This is a genomic window from Pseudomonas svalbardensis (genome assembly GCF_030053115.1).
Lineage (GTDB): Bacteria > Pseudomonadota > Gammaproteobacteria > Pseudomonadales > Pseudomonadaceae > Aquipseudomonas > Aquipseudomonas svalbardensis.
Genome location: NZ_CP125619.1, coordinates 4898594 through 4920849, shown reverse-complemented (window position 1 = coordinate 4920849; position 22256 = coordinate 4898594). Strand labels below are relative to the sequence as shown.

Annotated in this window: 17 protein-coding genes and 1 pseudogene; all 18 read right to left on the bottom strand. The window is 60.4% G+C overall.

The features are described from left to right. Positions 1-26: 26 nt before the first annotated feature. Positions 27-2879, bottom strand: a complete 2853-nt coding sequence (gcvP, locus tag QFX16_RS22750; RefSeq protein ID WP_283181435.1) for an aminomethyl-transferring glycine dehydrogenase — start codon at positions 2877-2879, stop codon at positions 27-29. A gap of 11 nt (positions 2880-2890) precedes the next feature. After that, entirely contained in the window at positions 2891-3274 is a 384-nt protein-coding gene (gcvH, locus tag QFX16_RS22745; protein WP_007949423.1) for a glycine cleavage system protein GcvH, read from the bottom strand. A 443-nt stretch (positions 3275-3717) separates the two neighbouring features. Next, positions 3718-5226: a transcriptional regulator GcsR gene (gene gcsR / locus QFX16_RS22740; protein WP_283181434.1), complete on the bottom strand. Its 1509-nt coding sequence runs from the start codon at positions 5224-5226 to the stop codon at positions 3718-3720. Positions 5227-5353: 127 nt separating this feature from the next. Beyond that, positions 5354-5716 carry a DUF5064 family protein gene (locus QFX16_RS22735; RefSeq protein ID WP_283181433.1) on the bottom strand — a complete coding sequence of 121 codons (363 nt, stop codon included), beginning with the start codon at positions 5714-5716 and terminating at the stop codon, positions 5354-5356. Positions 5717-5728: 12 nt separating this feature from the next. Beyond that, positions 5729-6658, bottom strand: a complete 930-nt coding sequence (gene arcC, locus QFX16_RS22730) for a carbamate kinase (protein WP_283181432.1) — start codon at positions 6656-6658, stop codon at positions 5729-5731. 73 nt (positions 6659-6731) lie between these two features. Beyond that, complete coding sequence (locus tag QFX16_RS22725) at positions 6732-7742, bottom strand: ornithine carbamoyltransferase (RefSeq protein WP_283181431.1); 1011 nt, start codon at positions 7740-7742, stop codon at positions 6732-6734. A gap of 71 nt (positions 7743-7813) precedes the next feature. Then, positions 7814-9070: an arginine deiminase gene (gene arcA / locus QFX16_RS22720; RefSeq protein ID WP_283181430.1), complete on the bottom strand. Its 1257-nt coding sequence runs from the start codon at positions 9068-9070 to the stop codon at positions 7814-7816. A 35-nt stretch (positions 9071-9105) separates the two neighbouring features. After that, entirely contained in the window at positions 9106-10533 is a 1428-nt protein-coding gene (gene arcD, locus QFX16_RS22715; RefSeq protein ID WP_283181429.1) for an arginine-ornithine antiporter, read from the bottom strand. Positions 10534-11236: 703 nt separating this feature from the next. After that, positions 11237-12568: a CoA transferase gene (locus QFX16_RS22710; RefSeq protein ID WP_283181428.1), complete on the bottom strand. Its 1332-nt coding sequence runs from the start codon at positions 12566-12568 to the stop codon at positions 11237-11239. Positions 12569-12733: 165 nt separating this feature from the next. Next, a complete protein-coding gene (locus tag QFX16_RS29855) occupies positions 12734-13489 on the bottom strand; it encodes a methyl-accepting chemotaxis protein (protein ID WP_439900142.1) in 756 nt (251 codons plus the stop codon). 102 nt (positions 13490-13591) lie between these two features. Beyond that, positions 13592-14599 (bottom strand): annotated as a pseudogene (locus QFX16_RS29850) (methyl-accepting chemotaxis protein); the annotation flags it as partial. A 451-nt stretch (positions 14600-15050) separates the two neighbouring features. Beyond that, positions 15051-15446 (bottom strand): YbaN family protein, encoded by a 396-nt coding sequence (locus QFX16_RS22700; RefSeq protein WP_283181426.1) that lies wholly within the window; start codon positions 15444-15446, stop codon positions 15051-15053. Between the two features lie 163 nt (positions 15447-15609). Further along, on the bottom strand, positions 15610-16218 hold the full coding sequence (locus QFX16_RS22695) for a biliverdin-producing heme oxygenase (protein WP_283181425.1): 609 nt from the start codon (positions 16216-16218) through the stop codon (positions 15610-15612). A gap of 113 nt (positions 16219-16331) precedes the next feature. Beyond that, complete coding sequence (locus QFX16_RS22690) at positions 16332-18896, bottom strand: TonB-dependent receptor (protein ID WP_283181424.1); 2565 nt, start codon at positions 18894-18896, stop codon at positions 16332-16334. A 122-nt stretch (positions 18897-19018) separates the two neighbouring features. Further along, a complete protein-coding gene (locus tag QFX16_RS22685) occupies positions 19019-19966 on the bottom strand; it encodes a FecR family protein (protein WP_283181423.1) in 948 nt (315 codons plus the stop codon). A 124-nt stretch (positions 19967-20090) separates the two neighbouring features. Continuing rightward, complete coding sequence (locus QFX16_RS22680) at positions 20091-20609, bottom strand: RNA polymerase sigma factor (protein ID WP_283181422.1); 519 nt, start codon at positions 20607-20609, stop codon at positions 20091-20093. Between the two features lie 90 nt (positions 20610-20699). Next, positions 20700-21164, bottom strand: a complete 465-nt coding sequence (locus QFX16_RS22675; RefSeq protein WP_008155845.1) for a methylglyoxal synthase — start codon at positions 21162-21164, stop codon at positions 20700-20702. A 29-nt stretch (positions 21165-21193) separates the two neighbouring features. Continuing rightward, positions 21194-22195 carry a type I glyceraldehyde-3-phosphate dehydrogenase gene (gene gap, locus QFX16_RS22670; protein WP_095130836.1) on the bottom strand — a complete coding sequence of 334 codons (1002 nt, stop codon included), beginning with the start codon at positions 22193-22195 and terminating at the stop codon, positions 21194-21196. Between the last annotated feature and the right edge of the window lie 61 nt (positions 22196-22256).

Genomic DNA, 22256 nt, shown 5'->3' with positions numbered 1-22256 from the left:
GGCGAGTGAACCCGCCCCCCTTTGGTTTAAGCGTAGCTTTCGATCGACGGGCAGGCGCAGATCAGGTTGCGGTCGCCAAACACGTTGTCGACGCGACCGACCGGTGGCCAGTACTTGCCTTCGATCAGCGACGCAACCGGATACACCGCTTGCTCACGGCTGTACGGATGGGTCCACTCGCCGACGATTTCCGCGGCGGTGTGCGGCGCGTTCTTCAGCGGGTTGTCGTCCTTGTCCAGGGTGCCGTTTTCCACTGCGCGGATTTCTTCGCGGATGCGGATCATGGCGTCGCAGAAGCGGTCCAGTTCTTCCTTGGATTCGCTTTCGGTCGGCTCGATCATCAGCGTGCCGGCGACCGGGAACGACATGGTCGGGGCGTGGAAGCCGAAGTCGATCAGGCGCTTGGCGACGTCATCGACGCTGATGCCGCTGCTGTCTTTCAGTGGGCGCAAATCGAGGATGCATTCGTGCGCCACCAGGCCGTTGCTGCCGGTGTACAGCACCGGGTAGTGCTCTTCGAGGCGACGGGAAATGTAGTTGGCATTGAGGATCGCCAGTTGCGAGGCACGCTTGAGACCGGCGCCACCCATCATCCGAATGTACATCCAGGTGATCGGCAAAATGCTCGCGCTGCCGAACGGTGCGGCGCAGACCGCGCCTTCCTTGCGCTCCATCTGCGCGTGACCCGGCAGGAACGGCGTCAGGTGCGATTTGACGCCAATCGGGCCGACGCCCGGGCCGCCACCGCCGTGGGGGATGCAGAAGGTTTTGTGCAGGTTCAGGTGCGAGACGTCGCCGCCGAACTTGCCCGGGGCGCAGAGGCCGACCATCGCGTTCATGTTGGCGCCGTCGATGTACACCTGGCCGCCGTGGTCATGAATGATGCCGCAGATTTCGCGGATGCCTTCTTCGAACACGCCGTGGGTCGACGGATAGGTGATCATCAATGCCGCGAGATGCTCGCGGTGCTCGATGGCCTTGGCGCGCAGGTCTTCGATGTCGACGTTGCCGCGGGCATCGCAGGCGGTCACGACTACACGCATGCCGGCCATGTTGGCGGTGGCCGGGTTGGTGCCGTGGGCGGACGAGGGGATCAGGCAGATGTCGCGACGGTCTTCGCCACGGCTCTGGTGATAGGCGCGAATCGCCAGCAGGCCGGCGTATTCCCCTTGCGAACCGGCGTTCGGTTGCAGGGAGATCGCGTCGTAACCGGTGGCGGCGCAGAGCATCGCTTCCAGTTCATCGGTCAGTTGCTGATAGCCAGCGCTTTGCTCGGCCGGGGCGAACGGGTGCAGGGCGCCGAATTCGGCCCAGGTCACCGGGATCATTTCGCTGGCGGCGTTGAGTTTCATGGTGCAGGAACCCAGCGGGATCATGGTGCGATCCAGCGCCAGGTCCTTGTCGGCGAGCTTGCGCAGGTAGCGCATCAGCTCGGTTTCCGAGTGGTAACGGTTGAACACCGGGTGGCTGAGGATTGGCGACTGGCGCAGCAGAGTGGCCGGGATCGTGCTTTGGACGGTTGCAGCCAATGCCGCGAAGTCCGGCACAGTCTTGCCGTCGCCCAGCAGGGCCCACAGGGTTTCCACGTCAGCTTGCGAAGTGGTTTCGTCGAGGGACAGGCCCAGACGTTCACCATCGACCACGCGCAGGTTGATCTGCTGAGCACGCGCCTGGTCGTGCAGCTTGGCGGTGTTAGCGCCGGTGTTCAGGGTCAGGGTGTCGAAGAAGCTGGTTTGTTCAACTTGCAAACCAAGGGCGCTCAAGCCTTGGGCCAGGATCGCGGTCAGGTGATGCACGCGATTGGCAATCTGCGTCAGGCCTTTCGGGCCGTGGTACACGGCGTACATGCTGGCGATGTTGGCCAGCAGCACTTGCGCGGTGCAGATGTTGCTGGTGGCCTTCTCGCGGCGGATATGTTGCTCGCGGGTCTGCATCGCCAGGCGCAGGGCCGGCTTGCCGAAACGGTCCACCGAGACGCCGACCAGACGGCCCGGCATGTCACGCTTGAACGCATCCTTGGTGGAGAAATACGCCGCGTGCGGACCACCGAAGCCCAGCGGCACGCCGAAGCGTTGCGCGCTGCCGATGGCCACGTCGGCACCGAACTCGCCCGGCGGGGTCAACACGGTCAGGGCCAGCAGGTCGGCGGCGACCGCTACCAAAGCGTTGGCGGCGTGGAAGCGTTCGGTCAGTTCGCGGTAATCGAAGACGTCACCGTTGCTCGCCGGGTATTGCAGCAGGGCGCCGAAGAACGGCGACACGTCGCTCAGTTCACGCTCGTCGCCAACCACCACGTCGATGCCCAGCGGCTCGGCCCGGGTGCGCAGCACGTCGAGGGTTTGCGGGTGGCAATGCACGGAAGCGAAGAACGCGTGGCTGCCCTTGTTCTTGCTCAGGCGTTTGCAGAAGGTCATCGCTTCGGCCGCGGCGGTGGCTTCATCCAGCAAGGACGCGTTGGCGATCGGCAGGCCGCTGAGGTCGCTTATCAGGGTCTGGAAATTCAGCAGCGCTTCGAGACGGCCCTGAGAAATTTCCGGTTGGTACGGGGTGTACGCGGTGTACCAGGCCGGGTTTTCCAGCAGGTTGCGCAGGATCGGCGACGGCGTGTGGGTGCCGTAGTAGCCCTGGCCGATGAAGGTCTTGAACAGCTGGTTTTTGCCGGCGATGGATTTGATCAACGCCAGGGCATCGGCTTCGCTCAGGCCATCTTCGAGGCCGAGCACGCTGGTGCCCTTGATGCTGTCGGGGATGACGCTGGCGCTCAGGGCTTCCAGCGAGTCGAAGCCGAGGCTATTGAGCATGGCTTGCTCGTCGCCGGCACGCGGGCCGATGTGGCGGGCGATGAATTCGTTGGCAGTGGTCAGGCTTACTTGAGTCATGTCAGCGCTCCTCAGGCTTCGGCGTTGGCTTTGATCAGACGGTCGTAAGCGTCTTGATCCAGCAGTTTGGCGACAGCCGATGCATCGGTTGGCTGGAAGCGGAAGAACCAGCCTTCGCCCAGCGGATCTTCGTTGACCAGTTCAGGGCTGCTGTCCAGCGCCGGGTTCACTTCCAGCACTTCACCGTCCAGCGGCATGTACACGCCGCTGGCGGCTTTTACCGATTCCACGGTGGCGGCTTCAGCGCCTTTGTCGTAGGACTGCAGCTCAGGCAGTTGTACGAAAACCACGTCGCCCAGGGCGTTCTGTGCGAAAGCGGTGATGCCGACTGTGACAGTGCCGTCAGCTTCGGTGCGCAGCCATTCGTGATCTTCAGTAAAACGCAACTCGCTCATGGAAACTCCTAAGGGGCCAGACTCGTCTGGTGGACGCGATTGAATGCTGGGCAAAGCCCTGCTTTATGCGTGGTTACTAAGCAAAATCGCGGCCAATGTTAATAAGTTCTTATAAATCAGTATGTTGTGAGTTTTTGAGGCGCGAGCGAATTGAATGCCTGTAGCGAAATCGCTACAGCCGGAAGCAAAGAAAAAAGCGTAGTGGGATCAAAGCCTTGCACAGCGGTGATCGAATGAGGGTGTATCGATATCGTTCCGCTGTAGCGCTTTCAGTACAGATGGAGGTCGTTTTTAAGCAGATTTTCAGGCTGGGCACAAAACCTGTGGGAGCGAGCTTGCTCGCGATGGCGTCAGCACAGGCAACATTGATAGTGGCTGAACCACCGCTATCGCGAGCAAGCTCGCTCCCACAGGGGATTTGTGGTGTTGATGAAATCGGCGCGTTACGGCTTGCCGGGAATACCGTACTTGCGCAATCGATGGGCAATCGCCGTGTGAGAGGTTTGCAGGCGGCTGGCCAGTTGGCGGGTCGAGGGGTAGCTGACGTAGAGCTTTTCCAGCAGGGTTTTTTCGAACTCTTCCATCGCCTGTTCGAGGCTGTCGACGTCGCTGTCGCTCTGACGCGCCACGGAGGTGCCGGCGATATCGAGGTCGCCAATGTCGACCAGGCTGCTTTCGCAAATGGCGGCGGCGCGGAAGATCACGTTCTGCAATTGCCGCACGTTGCCCGGCCAGCGATTGCCCAGCAGGGCCGGATAGGTGCCGGGCGCCAGGCGACAGACCGGGCGCTGGATCTGCGCGCAAGCCTGCTGCATGAAGTAGCGGGCCAGCAGCAGGATGTCCTGGCCGCGTTCGCGCAGCGGCGGGACTTCCACGTTGAGGACGTTGAGGCGATAGAAGAGGTCTTCGCGGAACGAACCCTCGCTGACCATTTTTTCCAGGTCGCGGTGCGTGGCGCTCAGGATCCGCACGTTGACCTTCACCTCACGATCCCCACCCACCCGGCGGAAGCTGCCATCGTTCAAGAAGCGCAGCAATTTCGCCTGCAAATACGGCGACATCTCGCCGATCTCATCGAGAAACACCGTGCCCTGGTTGGCCAGTTCCATCAGCCCGGGTTTGCCACCACGCTGGGCGCCGGTGAAGGCGCCGGGGGCGTAGCCGAACAGTTCGCTTTCGGCGAGGTTCTCCGGCAATGCCGCGCAGTTCAGCGCCAAAAATGGCGAACTGTGCCGAGCGCTGATGGCGTGGCAGGCACGCGCCACCAGTTCTTTGCCGGTGCCGGTTTCGCCCTGGATCAGCAAGGGCGCATCGAGGGCCGCAACGCGCTGGGCGCGGGCCTTGAGGGTCCGAATCGCCGGGGACTCACCGAGCAGCGCATCGAAACCTTCGGCATGGTCGTGGTGCAGCGCCGAGAGGCGTTCGCCGATGCGGTTCGGTTGATACAGGGTCAGCAGGGCGCCGGCGTCGGTAATCGGTGTGGCGTCCAGCAGCAACGTCTGGCCGTTGACGGTGACTTCCCGCAACGGCAGGCGGAAGCCGTTTTCCAGCAGGGCTTCGAGCAGTGCCGGGTCGGCGAACAGGTCGGCGATGCTTTCGCCGTCAGGCTCGCGACCGTACAACGCAATCAATGCCGGGTTGGCCAGCAGCACCTTGCCGGCACTGTCCAGCGCCAGGACCGGATCGGTCATGGCCGCGAGCAACGCATCAAGCTGCAGATGCCGACGCTGACCAGGAAGAATGTCGACCACCGTCACCGCTTGCACGCCGCGCACACTGAACAGCGCATCGCGCAGCTCTTCGAGGACTTCCGGGCTCAGCGTAGGGGCATCGATATAGACGTTGGGCGGGACCATTTCCACCGCATCCAGATTGAGATTGCGCCCACCGAGCAAGGCCAGGACTTCCTGGGTAATGCCGACGCGGTCGATGAAGCTGACGTGGATACGCATGGGGCGGTTTTCAATCTGACGTGCGGAGGGTGGCAAGTATGCCTTGGAGCAGGGTGGTTGGTGAAATCCAGTGATGGAAGCGCCACCTGTAGGAGCCGGCAAGCCGGCTCCTACAGAGGTGAGTGAGTTATTCCAGGTGTTCGGGCTTGACCGGATCGCCGGATTTCATGTCCAGTTGCACCCGTACGTCCTCAAACATCAGGTCGTAGAATTTATGATTTGAACCGAGGCTGCTGTGCGTTTTGGGAATGCCGTTCTTTTCAAGAATTTTTGTGATGTTGCTAGCAAAGTTGTAGGCCTGGTCCTTGGGGAGGAAGAACGTTTCCTTCACGTCTTTACCCTCGATCGAACCATGCAATATGAACTGCATCCCTTTGCCCTCTTTGGGGTCCTGGACGACTTCATAGTCGAGAAGCAGGTCGTAGCTGACATCATCCTTGTTCAGCGCGTGGCGCTCGATGTGCAAGTGACCGGGCTCGAACGTTGCCATTGACTTCTCTCCTTATAAATAAGTTATGCCAGGTGTCGCCGTGCTGATCCGCGTGCCGGCCTTGCCCTGGATGATCGCTTCGATGTCCGAGAGTGAACCGATCACCGCGACTTTTCCAGTGTGGCGCGCGAACTCGCAGGCGGCTTGAACCTTCGGCCCCATGGAGCCGGCGGCGAAGCCGAGTTCTTCCATATCGTCCGGGTGAGCCTGGGCGATGGCTTTCTGGGTCGGTTTGCCGAAATCGATGAAGGCCGCGCTGACGTCGGTGGCAATCACCAGCAGATCGCTCTCGAGCTGTTCGGCCAGCAGCGCTGAGCACAGGTCTTTGTCGATCACCGCTTCCACGCCTTGCAGCTTGCCGTGGGCGCCATACACCGTCGGGATGCCGCCACCGCCGGCGCAAATCACGATGCTGCCTTTTTCCAGCAGCCACTTGATCGGGCGGATTTCGAAGATGCGTTTCGGTCTCGGGCTGGCCACTACGCGGCGGAATTTGTCACCGTCCGGGGCAATCGCCCAGCCTTTTTCGGCGGCGAGTTTTTCCGCTTCGGCCTTGGCGTAGACCGGGCCGATGGGTTTGGTCGGATTCTGGAACGCCGGGTCATTGGCGTCGACTTCGACCTGGGTCAGGAGTGTGGCGAAGGGCACCTCGAAGTCCAGCAGATTGCCCAGTTCCTGTTCGATGATGTAGCCGATCATGCCTTCAGTTTCGGCACCAAGCACGTCCAGCGGGTAAGGCGAAACCGAAGTGTAGGCCGCCGCTTGCAGTGACAGCAGGCCAACCTGGGGGCCATTACCGTGGGCGATCACCAGTTCATTGCCGGCATAAATTTTGGCGATTTGTTCGGTGGCGATCCGGATGTTGGCCCGCTGGTTGTCCGCGGTCATCGGTTCACCACGGCGGAGCAGGGCGTTACCGCCCAGAGCAACGACGATACGCATAATGCAGTCCTTCTAAGCAGAGAAATTACGGATGGCCCGGGGCGGCACCTACAGGGGGCCGCCGGGTGAGCCTTTAGATATCCGCCAACGCCGAAACCAGGATCGCCTTGATGGTGTGCATGCGGTTTTCCGCTTGCTCGAAGGCGATGTTGGCCGGTGATTCGAAGACTTCTTCAGTCACTTCGACGCCATTGGCCAGGTGCGGATACCGCGCGGCGATGTCCTTGCCGACCTTGGTTTCGCTGTTGTGGAACGCCGGCAGGCAGTGCATGAACTTCACCCGCGGGTTGCCCGAGGCTTTCATCATTTTCGCGTTGACCTGGTACGGCAGCAGTTGCTCGATGCGCTCGTCCCACGCTTCCACCGGTTCACCCATCGACACCCAGATATCGGTGTGGATGAAGTCCACGCCCTTGACCGCTTCTTTCGGGTCTTCAGTGATGGTGATACGTGCGCCGCTTTCTTCGGCGAAGCCCTTGCACTGATCAATGAAATCCTGATGCGGCCACAACGCTTTCGGTGCGGCGATGCGCACGTCCATGCCCAGTTTGGCGCCAATCATCAGCAGCGAGTTGCCCATGTTGTAGCGGGCGTCGCCGAGGTAGGCGTAGCTGATGTCATGCAGCGGTTTGTCGCTGTGTTCGCGCATGGTCAGCACATCGGCGATCATTTGCGTAGGGTGGAATTCAGCGGTCAGGCCGTTGAACACCGGCACGCCGGCGAACTTGGCCAGCTCTTCGACGATCTCCTGTTCGAAGCCACGGTACTCGATAGCGTCGAACATCCGCCCGAGCACGCGTGCGGTGTCTTTCATGCTTTCCTTGTGGCCGATCTGCGACGACACCGGGTCGATATAGGTGACATGGGCGCCCTGGTCATGAGCCGCCACTTCGAACGCGCAACGGGTGCGGGTCGAGGTCTTTTCGAAAATCAGCGCGATATTTTTGCCTTGCAGGTGCGCACGCTCGGTGCCGGTGTATTTGGCGCGCTTGAGGTCGCGGGACAGGTCCAGCAGGTAATTCAGCTCGCGAGTGGTGTGGTGCATCAGCGAGAGCAGGCTGCGGTTACGCATGTTGAAAGCCATGATGTGGATCTCCTTAAGTTTCGGTTATCCGCCTGCTTCACGCGTTGTAAGCGTGAAGCCGGGCACCAGAATTAATAGTCGATAGGGTCGCGAATGATCGGGCAGGTCATGCAGTGGCCGCCGCCACGCCCGCGTCCCAGTTCACCGGCGCTGATGGTGATGACTTCCACGCCGGCCTTGCGCAGCAGGGTGTTGGTGTAGGTGTTGCGGTCATAACCGATCACCACGCCGGGCTCCACGGCGACCACGTTGTTGCCGTCGTCCCACTGCTCGCGTTCGGCGGCGAAGCTGTTGCCGCCGGTTTCCACCACGCGCAAGGCTTTGAGGTTGAGTGCCTGGGCCACGGTGTCGAGGAGGTTGGTTTCCTCGCGGCGGATGTCGATGCCGCCCGGTTTGCCTTCGTCAGGGCGCAGGGTGAAGGCGACGATCTGGTTCACCACTTCGGGGAAGATGGTGACCAGGTCGCGGTCGCAGAAGCTGAACACGGTGTCCAGGTGCATCGCCGCGCGGGACTTCGGCAGGCCTGCGACGATAATTTTTTCCACGGCTTTGTTCTTGAACAGGTTCAGCGCCAGTTGGCCGATGGCCTGACGGGACGAGCGTTCGCCCATACCGATCAACACCACGCCATTACCGATTGGCATCACGTCGCCGCCTTCGAGGGTGGCGCTGCCGTGTTCCTGATCCGGGTCGCCGTACCAGATTTCAAAGTCGGCGTTGGTGAACTGCGGATGGAATTTGTAAATGGCGCTGGCCAGCAAGGTTTCCTGGCGGCGCGCCGGCCAGTACATCGGGTTCAGCGTCACGCCACCGTAGATCCAAGAGGTGGTGTCGCGGGTGAACTGGGTGTTGGGCAGCGGCGGCAGAATGAAGCTGGAGTGGCCGAGGAAGTCGCGGAACATCTGGATGGTCTTGCCACCGAAGCTGTCCGGCAGGTCATCGGCAGAGACACCGCCAATCAGGAACTCGGCAATCTTGCGCGGCTCTAGGCTGCGCAGCCACGAACCGACTTCATTGATCAGGCCGAGGCCGACCGAATTGGCGGTGACCTTGCGTTCCAGAATCCAGTCCAGCGCTTCGGGGATCGCGACGATGTCGGTCAGCAGGTTGTGCATTTCCAGCACGTCGATGTTGCGTTCACGCATTTTGTTGACGAAGTCGAAATGGTCACGCTTGGCCTGGGCAACCCACAGCACATCATCGAAAAGCAGTTCATCGCAGTTGTTCGGGGTCAGCCGCTGGTGGGCCAGACCGGGGGAGCAAACCATGACTTTGCGCAGTTTGCCGGCTTCGGAATGTACGCCGTACTTAACTTTTTCCGTGGTCATTACAGTGATCCTCCAGATGACAAAACAATCAGGTGTTACAGGGTCAGAAAGCCGTCATACAGCCCGTAGGCCGCCACCAGGGCGCCTGCGACGACTGCGGCGAAAATCAGCTTCTCGACGTTGGTGAAAACCGGTTTGTTGACTTCAAGCTTGGCCTTGGCGAACAAGATCGCGCCGGGGGCATAGAGCAGGGCGGAGAGCAGCAGGTATTTGACGCCACCGGCATAGATCAGCCAGACCGCGTAAATCAAGGCAACGGCGCCGATGAACAGGTCCTTGCTGCGTTCGGCGGCAGCGTTTTCATAGCTCTCTCCGCGCACCGCCAGCAGCAGCGCGTAGGCCGCCGACCACAGATATGGCACCAGAATCATCGAGGTGGCGAGGTAGATCAGCGACAGGTAAGTGCTGGCGGAAAACAGTGTGATGATGAGGAACAGCTGGACCATTGCGTTGGTCAGCCACAGCGCATTGACCGGCACATGGTTGGCGTTTTCTTTGCGCAGGAAGGCCGGCATGGTGTGGTCCTTGGCGGCGGCGAACATGATCTCTGCGCACAGCAACACCCACGACAGCAACGCGCCGAGCAGCGAGATGATCAGGCCAACGCTGATCAGCACCGCGCCCCAATGACCGACCACGTGCTCCAGCACCGCGGCCATCGAAGGGTTTTGCAGTTTGGCCAGTTCCGGTTGAGTCATGATGCCCAGCGACAGCACATTCACCAGCACCAGAAACAGCAGCACGGTGATGAAGCCGATCACCGTGGCTTTACCGACGTCGCTGCGTTTTTCCGCACGGGCCGAGAAAATGCTCGCGCCTTCGATGCCGATGAACACCCAGACGGTGACCAGCATCATGTTGCGCACCTGGTTCATCACGCTACCCAGGTCCGGGTTTTTCACGCCCCAGATGTCAGCGGTGAAGATGTCCAGCTTGAAGGCGAAAATCGCGATCAGCACAAACAGGACCAGCGGCACGATCTTGGCGACGGTGGTCACCAGGTTGATGAACGCCGCTTCCTTGATCCCGCGCAGCACCAGGAAATGCACGGCCCAGAGCAGCACCGAAGCGCCAATAACGGCGGCGACAGTATTGCCCTCGCCAAAAATAGGGAAAAAGTAACCGAGGGTGCTGAAGAGCAAAACGAAGTAACCGACGTTGCCCAGCCAGGCACTGATCCAGTAACCCCAGGCGGACGAGAAACCCATGTAGTCGCCGAAACCGGCTTTGGCGTAGGCGTAGACCCCGCCGTCCAGATCAGGCTTGCGATTGGCCAGGGTTTGGAACACGAAGGCCAGCGTCAGCATGCCTATGGCGGTGATCGCCCAACCGATCAACACCGCGCCGACGTCGGCACTGGCGGCCATGTTCTGCGGCAAAGAGAAGATCCCGCCACCAATCATTGAACCGACCACCAGCGCAACAAGTGCACCGAGTTTCAGTTTTCCGGGGGATTCAGACATTGCATGACTCCAATGCAGGAGAAGAGAGACAACAGAATAATTCTGTTAGTTATTCACTCATCTGACATGGATCAATGCATAGGCACATTCCATTGTTAATGAAAGACTTATGAACTTTTACCGGACATAACGGTACTGCTCGAAAGCCCTATCCAAAGGCCTCGGCCAGATCAAACAGAAATAATGCCTATCGCATGGAGTTTTGAAGCTAGTTTGTTTTTGAGTTTTCGCAAATTTTCTTGTTTGCGTGTAGTTGAGAATTGAATTATTAAGTTAGACACACAAAACTGCTATTGAGAACGCGTGTGATAGAAGCACGGGCTATAAATAAAATTACGTTAATGGCCCATTAATCAATAAACATTATTACCGTTTGACTATTTAGTTAAAGGGTTGGGCGATCACCGTCGTCGGCATGCTGACCCTGGCGTTCGTCTTTTATGGGCAGCCTTTGGCGCTCGATGTGTTCGGCACCACTCATGTGTTCCCCGAGGCGCGGGCAGAGGCGTGGCGGCCTTGTCGAGGGCATGCGGCGCAGTTGCTGTGGACTTCGTTGAGTCGGCCAGACTGAGCTGATCCGATATTTTTGCTGACTTTCGGGCCTCTTCGCGGGCAAGCCCGCTCCCACAGTTTTTGTGTCGGATGCCGGTAATGAGCACGACGCTAAACCTGTGCGGGCTTGCCCGCGAAGGCGTCCGAAAAGTCACCACCACTGTGCGCGATGGGAACCCAATTCCCCGGCAGGAAGTGCCCACTGCATCGGAGTTCCGGTGATTTTCAGTGGCACATGAAGTCGATGCGCCGGTCCCCAGGTTGTCTGCTCAACCAACATGCCCTGATCGTTTTCATCCTCTGCCCGTAGCGGTTCGTGTGAACCTGCGCCCTGTTCAATCAACAACTTCGCCGTCCGCGCCAGCGACAACCGGGCCGACCCGCCACGCCCCAGCAACGTGATCGCCGCAGCCGCCATCAAATACCCGGTCGCATGATCCAGCGCCTGCACCGGCAGTGGCGTCGGCTTATCCGCGTTCTTCCATCGCATGCCGGCGTCGGCGATTCCGCTGCTCATTTGCACCAGGCTGTCGAAGCCGCGGCGGTTCTGCCACGGGCCGCTCCAACCGTAGGCATTGAGGTTGACGTCGATCAGGCCGGGCGCCAGTTTCTGGCGTTCGGCGACACCGTAACCCAGGCGTTCCAGTGCGTCGGCGCGGTAGCCGTGGAGCAGAATGTCAGCGTCCTTGAGCAGGCTTTCGAACACCGCGCGATCAGTCTTGTCGTGCAGGTCCAGGCGCGCGCAGCGTTTGCCCAGGGTGACTTCCGGCACCACGCCCGGTTCGTTCCAGGTTGGTGAGTCGATTCGCAAAACGTCGGCGCCAAGCCCTGCGAGGAAGCGGCTGGCGACAGGTCCGGCGAGTACGCGGGTCAAATCCAGTACCTTGATCCCGGCCAGCGGTTGCGCCACCGAGCCTTGCCACGGTTTGGCGTTCTGGCTGCTGTTGGCGGCGAACTGAATCAGCGGCTCGGCGTTCACGGCCTGACCTTGGGGATGGGCCTGCCATTGCGCCCAGGTACGCATCTCGGCGGCGCAGCCACCGGCATCGACTACGGCCTGCTCCAGATCACTTTTGACCCATTGAGCAACCTTGCTCGCCATCGCTGCACGGTCGGCACAGGAGCCCAGAACAGTTTCGGCAGCGGCGCGGTGATGGGGCGCGTTGGTGTGCAGGCGGATCCATCCATCTTTGGCCGCGTAGTCACCGGCGACCGGATCCCACAGCGGCGGGACGCTCCAGCCTATCGGGCGGATCGAAGTGGCAAACCAGAAAGAGGCCAGGCGGCGGTCGATCTCAAGGCTGGGTAAGCGACCGGTTTGTTGCTGCAGCCATTCGCTGGCAGCCTGGCCGGCGGCGGCAATGCTGGCGCACGCCAGGTCGGTGACAGCAAACGCCGAGGGCAGGGCGCCGTTCGAGGTGAACTTGACCTGGGTGTGAGGCAAGCCGAGTGCGGCTTGAATGGACGTGAGTAAATCAGTCATCGAAGGCCCTCCGGAACGAGAGCCCGAGCATAGATCAAATTAGATGACAGGCCGGATGAAACCTGTGGGAGCGGGTTTGCTCGTGAAGGCGGTTTTACATTCAACATTGATGTTGGCTGATGTACCGCTTTCGCGAGCAAGCCCACATTGTTCGGTGGCGCCTGTTTAAACCCGAAACTGATCCATCAATTTCATCTGGTGGGTGGTCAGCGAGTTGAGATGGCTGCTGATCTGTGCCGATTCGGTGGCCTGGCCGGTCAGGGTTTCGGTGACGGTGCGGATCGCCGAGACGTTGCGGTTGACCTCTTCGGCCACCGCGCTTTGCTGTTCGGCGGCGCTGGCGATTTGCAGGTTCATGTCGCTGATGACCGTCACCGCGTCGCTGATTTTGCTCAAGGCCTGCACCGCTTGCTGGATCTGCCCGGCGTTGCTATGAGCCTGGGTCTGGCTCGAATGCATCGTGGCCACCACGCCGCGAGTGCCAGTCTGGATGCGCTCGATGACGATGCGGATTTCTTCCACCGAGTCCTGGGTGCGTTTGGCCAGGTTGCGCACTTCATCGGCGACCACCGCAAACCCGCGACCGCTCTCGCCGGCACGCGCCGCTTCAATCGCCGCGTTGAGCGCCAGCAGGTTGGTTTGTTCGGCGATGCTACGGATCACTTCCAGCACCGAACCGATCTGCTCGCTGTTGACCGCCAATGCTTCGACTTCGGTCACGGCCTTGCTGACTTCGTCGGCCAGTTGATTGATGTCGCGGGTGCTGCGTTCGATGATCTGCATGCCGTCGCGGGCCGACTGGTCGGCACCCTTGGCCGCGTTCGCCGCGTTCGAGGCACTGTTGGCGACGTCGTGGGCGGTGGCGCTCATTTCGTTGGACGCGGTGGCGACCTGGTCGATTTCGCGGAATTGCACCTGCATGCCTTCGCTGGTCTGGCGGGCGATTTCCGAAGACTGGTCGGCCGTACCGCGCGCATCGGTGATGCTTTGTTTGATCTGCGCGATGGTCGGTTGCAACTTGTCGAGGAAACGGTTGAACCAGCTCACCAGTTCGCCCAGTTCGTCTTTCTTGCTGTAGTGCAGACGCTGCGTCAGATCGCCGTCGCCGCTGGCAATCGCCTTGAGCATTTCGGCCACGCTGTTGATCGGCCGGGTCACGCCGGACGCCGTCAGCCAGATCAGCAACAGTCCGACCAGACCGGCAATGACAGCGACTAGCACCGCTTTGATCGTGCCGCTTTGCTGGGCGTCGTCGAGTACGGCTTGCAACTTTACCGAGTCGGCCAGCAACACTTGTTTCGGCAGGTCGATCACCACGCCCCAGGCCTTGGACTCGGCAATCGGACTGACCGGGTACACCGCACGGATCAGGTCGCCCTGTTCGATAATTTTCGGCGTGCCAGCGCTGAGCAATTGCAGAACGTCCTTGCCGTCTGCACCCAGGGTGTCGCCGATGCTTTTGCCGACCTTGCTCGCGTCGACGCTGTAGCCCGCGAGCACGCCGCTGCCGGAGACGATCAGCATGTGCCCGGCGCTGTTGAACAGATCGCGTTGGGAGTCGACAGCCGCCGCTTGCAGCGCGTCGAGGGCAATGTCCACACCCACCACACCGATGGATTTACCATCTACCAGCAGCGGTACGGAAATGGTGGTCATCAGCATTTCCTTGCCGGCGACGGTGTCGGCATAGGGGTCGAGCAGGCAGGTACGCTTGCTGTCGCGAGGGCAGGTGTACCAGCTGTTATAGGGTGTGCCGCTGAGGCTCAAGGTGGTTTTGGTCATGTCGTCTTCGAGCATGATCGTGTTGATCCCGACACCGCCGGCACGGCTCCAGTAGCTGGCGAAACGACCGGCTTCGTTGGACTGGCGAGCCGCATCGTTGGCGAATTCGCTGTCCTTGCCGTCGAGGCCATTGGGCTCGAACGCCAGCCAGATGCCGAGCACTTTGCTGTTGCGCTCGAAGGCGGTTTTCAGGCTCTGGTTCAACTCTTCACGCAGGGTGCCGGCGTCAAGGGAGCGCTTGGTCGCCATGTTGCGCATGTCCTCGATCTGATCGGCCAGGGCGGTCACCACCAGCAGGCTTTCACCGAAGGTCTTCTGCACCCGTACCGCTTGCTCGGCGGCCTTGGCCTGGAGCAGGTTCTGCACGCTGGCGGTGAGCATCTTGCTGCTGGAGGCGCTGACCAGTTCATCGTTCTGATCGGTCTGGTAGATGTTCATGCCGACGATCAGGACGACCACGCCCAGCAGGCACAGACCGGACAGCAGGACGATTTTCAGGCGGATGGAGAGAGAGTCGAACATAGGACGAGCTCGCGAATGGATGAGGTGTTGGCTGTGAGTCGGGATCGACCCGGTTCGCCAAGTCCATTCAGCGCCATTTAATGCACATCGGCGTGGGCGGAGGTTACATGAACGCAAAACCGACGAACGGTAATAGTTGAACGTTTGCGCAGGAAAATGCCCTGAAAATGACAGAAATTCAGGAGATTGTCGGCAACGTTTCCGGCCGTGACCAGATCCACACATTACCCAGGCTCATGCCGGCGATGGCCAGGTAAATCGGCCATCCATGATCGAGCATCACCAGCATCAACCCGGCGCACAGCAGCATGCTGGCGGTGGCGCTGACCTTGGCTCGGCGGGCGATGATTTTGCCGTTTCGCCAGTTACGCAGGATGGAACCGAACAGCCGATGGTTTTCCAGCCAGGCACTCAGGCGCGGCGAACTTTTGGTCGCGGCCCAGGCGGCCAGCAGGATGAACTCGGTGGTCGGCAGGCCGGGTACGACGATGGCGATCAGGCCGATGCCCAGGCTGATGTAGGCGAGTAAACCAAACAGCTGACGGGCGAGTTTCGAGGCGGAAAGGTGAGGCATAGGGCTCACGGATGGTAATTGAGGTTAGATCAGGATCTAGCAGACTTACTCAATTCCTTGTGGGAGCGAGCCTGCTCGCGAAGGCGATGTCACATCCAATCAAGATGTTGACTGGTACTCCGCCTTCGCGAGCAGGCTCGCTCCCACAGGGGGATGTATTTCTTCAGGCGAGTTCGGGGGTGGAGGCGTAGGCCTGTTCCAGTAATACGGTGAAGCGGTTGAACGCGTCGATAGCGCCTTTATCCAACTCGGCTTCTTCTTGTGCGCTGAGTTCCAGCCCGTCGAGGGTTTTGACGAAGCTCTTCCAGCCCTCAGCGCGGCCACCGGCCGGTTCAGCGAGATGACGAGCACCGAAGGTTTCGCTTAACCCAAGACCTACGGCACGCTTGATCAGGAACGCCGCGCCAAGTTTTGAACCTTCTGACACGAACAGCCAACCCAGCGCCTCGGCTTTGGTTGGGTTCTTCACCGCACCGGCGACTGGCGCTGGAACTTCAGTTTCCAGGTCCGCCAGATCCGCCTTGGCTGCTTCAGCACGGCAGCGAGCTGGCAGGTTCGGGACGATGGCGGTCAATTCGGCATCGTTGTACAGCGACACCAGTTCCGACTGAAACAAATACTGAGCCACCACGAAACGCGCGAAGTTGGCCTGGGTTTCAAACGGTGCGTGGGCTTTGACCAAGGCATCAAGCTTGGTGTGAGGCTCGTTTGTGATCTGGTTCAAACGTTGTGAACGCAGAGCAGGGCGTTGAGCAGTGTCCTGAGTGGTCATGAGAAGTCCTTGAGAAGAAGAGGCGCTTGGTAACGAGACGAATAAGCAGGCGCCTGACAGTAAAAAAAACCTCACTGCGCCACTTCTAAAAGCAGCGCAGTGAGGTGGCAGGGTCAGATATCCCAGACCAGATTGATCGCGAAGTTGCGACCCGGTTGAGTCAGGCGGTCGAGGTTGGCCGGTTGAGTGACCGAGGCTTCGCCGACGCTGTCGTAACCGCGCACGTCGTCCCACTGCCAGTACTTCTTGTTGGTCAGGTTGTACAAACCGGCGTTGACGGTTACGTCGTCGGTCACCTTGTAGAAGCCGGCCAGGTCAAGCACGCCATAGCCCGGGGTCTTGAACTGGGTGCTGGTGCCGTCCGGGGTTTTGAAGCTGGTGCTGTCGACGCGGGTCTTGCGCTTGACCAGTGTCCAGCTCAACAGGGCGCCGTAGTTGTCCTGGTCGTAACCCAGGCCGAACACGCCAGTCAGCGGGTTGATGCTGTTCAGCGGCTGGCCGCTGTCATCGTTACGGCCATACAGGTACGCCACCGAGCCTTGGGTGTAGAGACCTGTCGGGGCGCCGAAGCTGTCCAGGTTCAAGCGACCCTTGAGCTCCACGCCTTTGATGCTGGCGTGCGCGATGTTGTTGCTCTGGAAGGTGGTCTCGGTGTAGCCGGGCGTGATGGCGTTTTCGTCGATGAAGTCGCGGTATTTGTTGTAGAACACCGCCACATCGAAAGTGCCTGCCTCGAACTGGACGCGCAGGCCGGTTTCATAGCTCTTGCTCTTTTCCGGTTCCAGGTCGGGATTGGGTGCGACCTGATAGCCGCCGGCCAGGTTTTCAAAGCGACCGTACAGCGCCTTGGCGGTCGGTGTGCGGAAGCCTTCGGCGTACTGGCCATACCAGGTGTAATTGTCGTTGAAGCTATAGGTGGTGCCGAATTTTGGCGACAGACGATGCCAGGTCTTCGTCTTGTCACTCACCACGCCGTTGCCGCTCTGGTCGGCGGTGACCAGGAATTCGTCGGTGATGTGCGGCTTGAGTTCGGTGTAGTCGTAGCGTGCTCCGGGCAGGAACGTCCAGTTGCCCCAGCTGATCTGATCCTGGGCGAACAGGCTGTAGCTGTTGATGGTCGGGTCCGGGAAGTCGCTGGCCGGTTTCAGGGTGTCGGCGGCGCTGGCAGCACCGATGACCCGGCAAGCGCCGGCCACGGTCAGGCAGGTGCCGCTACCGGTGCGCAGGCCGGTGACTTTGTCCTGTTTGATGGTCGTGCCATAGGTGACGCGGTGGTCGGTATCGGCGATGGCGAACGACTTGTCAGCCTGGGCATCGAACACCCATTGGCGATCCTTGTAGGTGGTTTCGCGGTTGCGCAGCACCGTGCGCGACGGCGCGTAGATTTCTTCGGTGCTCTGGTCAGTCTTGGCGATCTGGTAGTTCAGCGTCCACTTGATGTTGTCAGCCAGGACGCTGTCCAGGCCGAAGCTGTGTTCCAGACCGAAGCGTTCGCGGGTGACGGTGTCGTTGCCGGTACGGGATTTATAGAAGCCGAAACCGCGTCCTGCGTTAAATGGGCCGCCCACTGCGCTCAGTTGATTGGTGTCGCGGTCATCCTTGTAGTGCTCGTAAGTCAGGCCGAAGCGCGCATCGTCGGCGTAGTCCCAGCCCAGTTTGGCCAGCACGTTGGTGGTGCGCACGTCCTCAGGGTTGGCCTCGGTGCGGTTCAGGCCGGTTCCGCCGGTTTCGCCGTAGGACTCTGTTTCATGACCATTGCGCTGACTCAAGTGCAACAGGCCGTCGAAGTCGCCGGTGCGACCGGCCACGGTACCGGAGGTCAACCAGCTGTCATCGGCCGAGCTGTAGCCGGTTTTCAGGCGCGCGCCGACATCCTTGCCCGGTTTGATGATGTCGTCCGGGTCCAGGGTGTAGTAGCTGACCGCGCCGCCAATGGCGTTGCTGCCGTAGAGCACGGACGCCGGGCCGCGCAGAATCTCCACGCGCTTGACGATCTCGGGGTCGACGTAGTTGCGGTTGGTCTGCGCGTAAGGGCCGTTGAAGAAGCTGTCGGGCACCTGCACACCGTCGACCTGGGTCAGTACGCGGTCGCCGTCGATACCGCGGATGTTGTAGCCAGTGAGGCCGGCGCGTTGACCGGCACCGCCCACCGAAACACCGGGCTCGTAGCGCACCAGATCTTTGATGTTATTCACGTTGTTGCGGTCCAGCGCTTCGCGGGTGTGGACGGTGACGGTGCTCGGCACGCTGTTCACGTCCTGTTCCTGGCGGGTGGCGCTGATGGTCACCTGGTCCAGGTTGAGCGCGCTGCTGTTGCTGCGTTTCTCCAGCACGATGTTGTTGGTGCCCAGTTTGCGATAGCTCAGGTTGGTCCCCACCAACAGGCGATCGAGGGCTTTTTCCGGTGGCAACGAACCCCGTACGCCCGGCGAGGCCACGCCTTCAGCCAGTTCTGCCGGCAAGCCGACCTGCCAACCGGTCACGGCGGTAAAGGCATTAAGTGCCGAGACCAGCGACTGCTGAGGGATGGCGAACGCGTAATCGCCCATGTTGCGAGTCGGTTGCTCTGCAGCGGTGGCGGCGCAGAGCTGCGCGCTGCCGGCCATCAGGATGGCGGCGGTCAGCAGCGACAGCACGCGAGAAGGTGAAGAAGGTTGGCGGGTAAGGCGAGAGGACATCGATAGCGCTCCGTGTCGCACGAATCTTTATAGGTGCTGATCGGCATCCGCAGATGCGAATCAATTGCATTGGCTATAACGAGACGTACGGGACTTGGCTATCGAGTAAAAATAATTCTCATTTAGTTCAAAATCACCAGCGCCGGGAATTCCTGGAGTCGCGCCGAGGTGATGTGGGCCAGCGAGCGGACCACGTCCAACGGCTGGTCGAGGCGGTAATTGCCGGTGACGGCGATGTCGGCCAACTGCTCGTTGTTGTTGATGATCCAGCCTGGATAGTAACGACGCAGCTCCGCCAGCACCTGGCTCAGCGGGCAGTTTTCGAACACCAGTCGACCCTGGACCCATGCCAGGTCGGTCGCGGCATCGAGTTTGGCGGGCCGATCAAAACCGTTGGGGCCGACGCGGACGCTTTCTCCGGCGGACAATCGAATTCGCGCGTCGTCGCGGGTCGCTCGCAAGTCGACATCCCCACGCTGCACTCGAACCTGTGCCACGCCGTCCAGGTAACGCACCGCAAAGGCGGTGTCCCGAACGCTGGCCTTGACCGGCCCGGCGTCGATTTCCAGCGGCTGGCCGCGATTGGCCGCCACCTCGAAAAATGCCTCGCCCTGATACAAACGGGCAACGCGCTGTTGATCGTTGATGGTGCTGGAGAAGGCCGAATTGGTATTGAGCAGGACCTTCGAGCCGTCCTCCAGTTGCAGCCGCTGGCGTTCACCGACCACGGTCAGGTGATCAGCCTGCAGGCGAATCGGCAGATTGCTGAAGCTGAACAAACCGAGGATCAGCACGGCGGCGGTGGCCAAGGGTTTCCAGTGCGGTCGCAGGCGCGACAGGACGGTCACTTTCGGCGGCCGGGCGGCCAGGCTTTGCGCGCATTGCACGACCTGCGGGCCCTCCCAGATCGCCTGAGCCTTGGCGAACGCCTCGGCATGCAACGGATCGGCGGCCAGCCAGTCGTGAAACTGTCGGGTCTGTTCCTCGCTCGGACTGTCCAGCACGATCAGCCAGTCCAGGGCCTGGTCCATCGCGCTTGCGGGGTCAAGGGAGCGGTGGGTGTCCGTCACGGTGTTTCCTCGGCAGTGTCTTGGCACCGCTGTTTTTTTAGTGAAGCTTGAAAGTGGGGCAAGGGTAGCAAAGCCCGATAGTCAGTGCAGGTCATCCTCACAGATAGAGAATTAACCTACAGATTCAGTCGCCGTTTAACCGTTCGGCCAGGCCTACACAGATAGCCATGATCAGTTTCAGCTCCTTTTGCACGGTGCTCAATGACACGCCAAGCTTCTCGGCGATCTCCAGATAGCTGTGCCCGTGCAGACGACTGAGGATGAAAATCTGCTGCTGGCGGGCGCTGAGTTCATTGAGGCTCACGTTCAAGCGCTCGAGCAATTGTTCGGCATGGGCGGCGTCCTCGGCACTGCTGGCGGGGGCGGCGACGCTTTCCACCACGTCCAGCGGCACGTCGTCGAGCATCGTGCGGGACTGGATGCGCCGCGCACGCAAATGGTCCAGCGCCAGGTTGCGGGCGGTCTGGAAAACGAACGGTTCAAGGTGATCGATGGCCCGCTCACTGAGCGCCCGGGTCACTCGCAGGTAGGTCTCCTGCAGGAGGTCTTCGGCGGTACTGTGATTGTTGACCATCCGCTCCAATGTGCGCAGCAGAGAAACTCGCTGGGCGATGAAGACGTGATTGAAGCGAGATTGACTCACGGGAGGACCTGATCCATTTCGAGCGAATGATAATGCTTATCATCCGCTCGAGTGGTCAAGTATTGATTTGTGAAGCTGATTTTCGAAAGGCTACGCGCGGCCCAGCAGGTAGGTCGCGTAATCGGGGATCCGATGTTCGTGCGCCTGCTCCATCATCGGGCTGCTGAGCAGGTAGTCGGCGCTGCATTCGTTGCAGGCCACCGGAATGTTCCAGACCGCCGCGACTCGCAATAACGCCTTGATGTCCGGGTCGTGCGGCTGTGGTTCGAACGGGTCCCAGAAGAACACCAGCATGTCGACCCGCTGCTCGGCGATTCGCGCGCCGAGTTGCTGGTCGCCGCCCAACGGACCGCTGATCATGCTCTCTACAGGCAAATCCAGGCGTTGTTGCAACAACAACCCGGTGGTGCCGGTGGCGACCAGTTCATGCTGTGCGAGCCTGTCTTTCTGCCGCTCCGCCCAGTCCAGCAAAAACACTTTGCAGTGGTCATGGGCGACCAAGGCAATACGCTTGCGCGCTGCCATGGTCTTTTGCGTAAAGCTGATACCGATCATCGGTGCTGCTCCTGCTTTTTCACGGCGGGCTATTCAGCGTTGCACAGCGCCAGGCAGTTATCGAGCATGCGGTTGGAGAAGCCCCATTCGTTGTCGTACCAGGCCAGCACCTTGAGCAGCTTGCCGCTGGACTTGGTGTGGTTGGCGTCAAAGATCGACGACAGCGGGTTGTGGTTGAAGTCGCTGGAGACCAGCGGCAGGGTGTTGTAACCGAGAATCTTCGAGTGCTGGCTGGCTTCTTTCAGCAGCGCGTTCACTTCATCGGCCGACGCTTCGCGTTTGAGTTGCACGGTCAGGTCCACCAGCGATACGTTGATCACCGGCACGCGTACCGACATGCCGGTCAGTTTGCCCGCCAGTTCCGGCAGCACCAGACCGACCGCTTCAGCCGCGCCGGTTTTGCTCGGGATCATGTTCTGGGTGGCCGAACGCGCACGATACGGATCGACATGATAGACGTCGGTCAGGTGCTGATCGTTGGTGTAGGCGTGGATCGTGGTCATCAGACCGCTTTCGATACCCAGCTCGCGGTGCAACACCTGGGCCACCGGGGCCAGGCAGTTGGTGGTGCACGAAGCATTGGAAATGATCTGGTGCGATTGGCGCAGAATGTCGTGGTTAACGCCATACACCACCGTGGCGTCGGCGCCTTTGGCCGGGGCCGAGATGATCACTTTGCGTGCGCCGGCCGTAATATGCGCGGCGGCTTTGGCGCGGTCGGTGAACAAACCGGTGCATTCGAATACGACGTCGATCTGCTCGGCAGCCCACGGCAGCTCGGCCGGGTTGCGAATGGCGCTGACTGAAATACGGTCGCCGTTGACGGTCAGGGTTTCCTGATCGTGCTGGACATCGGCATCGAACGTGCCATGAACAGTGTCGTACTTGAGCAGATGAGCGTTCATCGCGCTGTCGCCCAGGTCATTGATGGCAACGATCTGCAGATCCTGGCGATAACCTTGGGTATACAGTGCGCGCAGGACGTTACGGCCAATTCGGCCAAAACCATTGATTGCGATTCGAAGAGTCATTTAACAGGGCCGCCGTCGTTTTGTTGTTGGAATTACAAGATTATTCGCATAAAAATAGAAA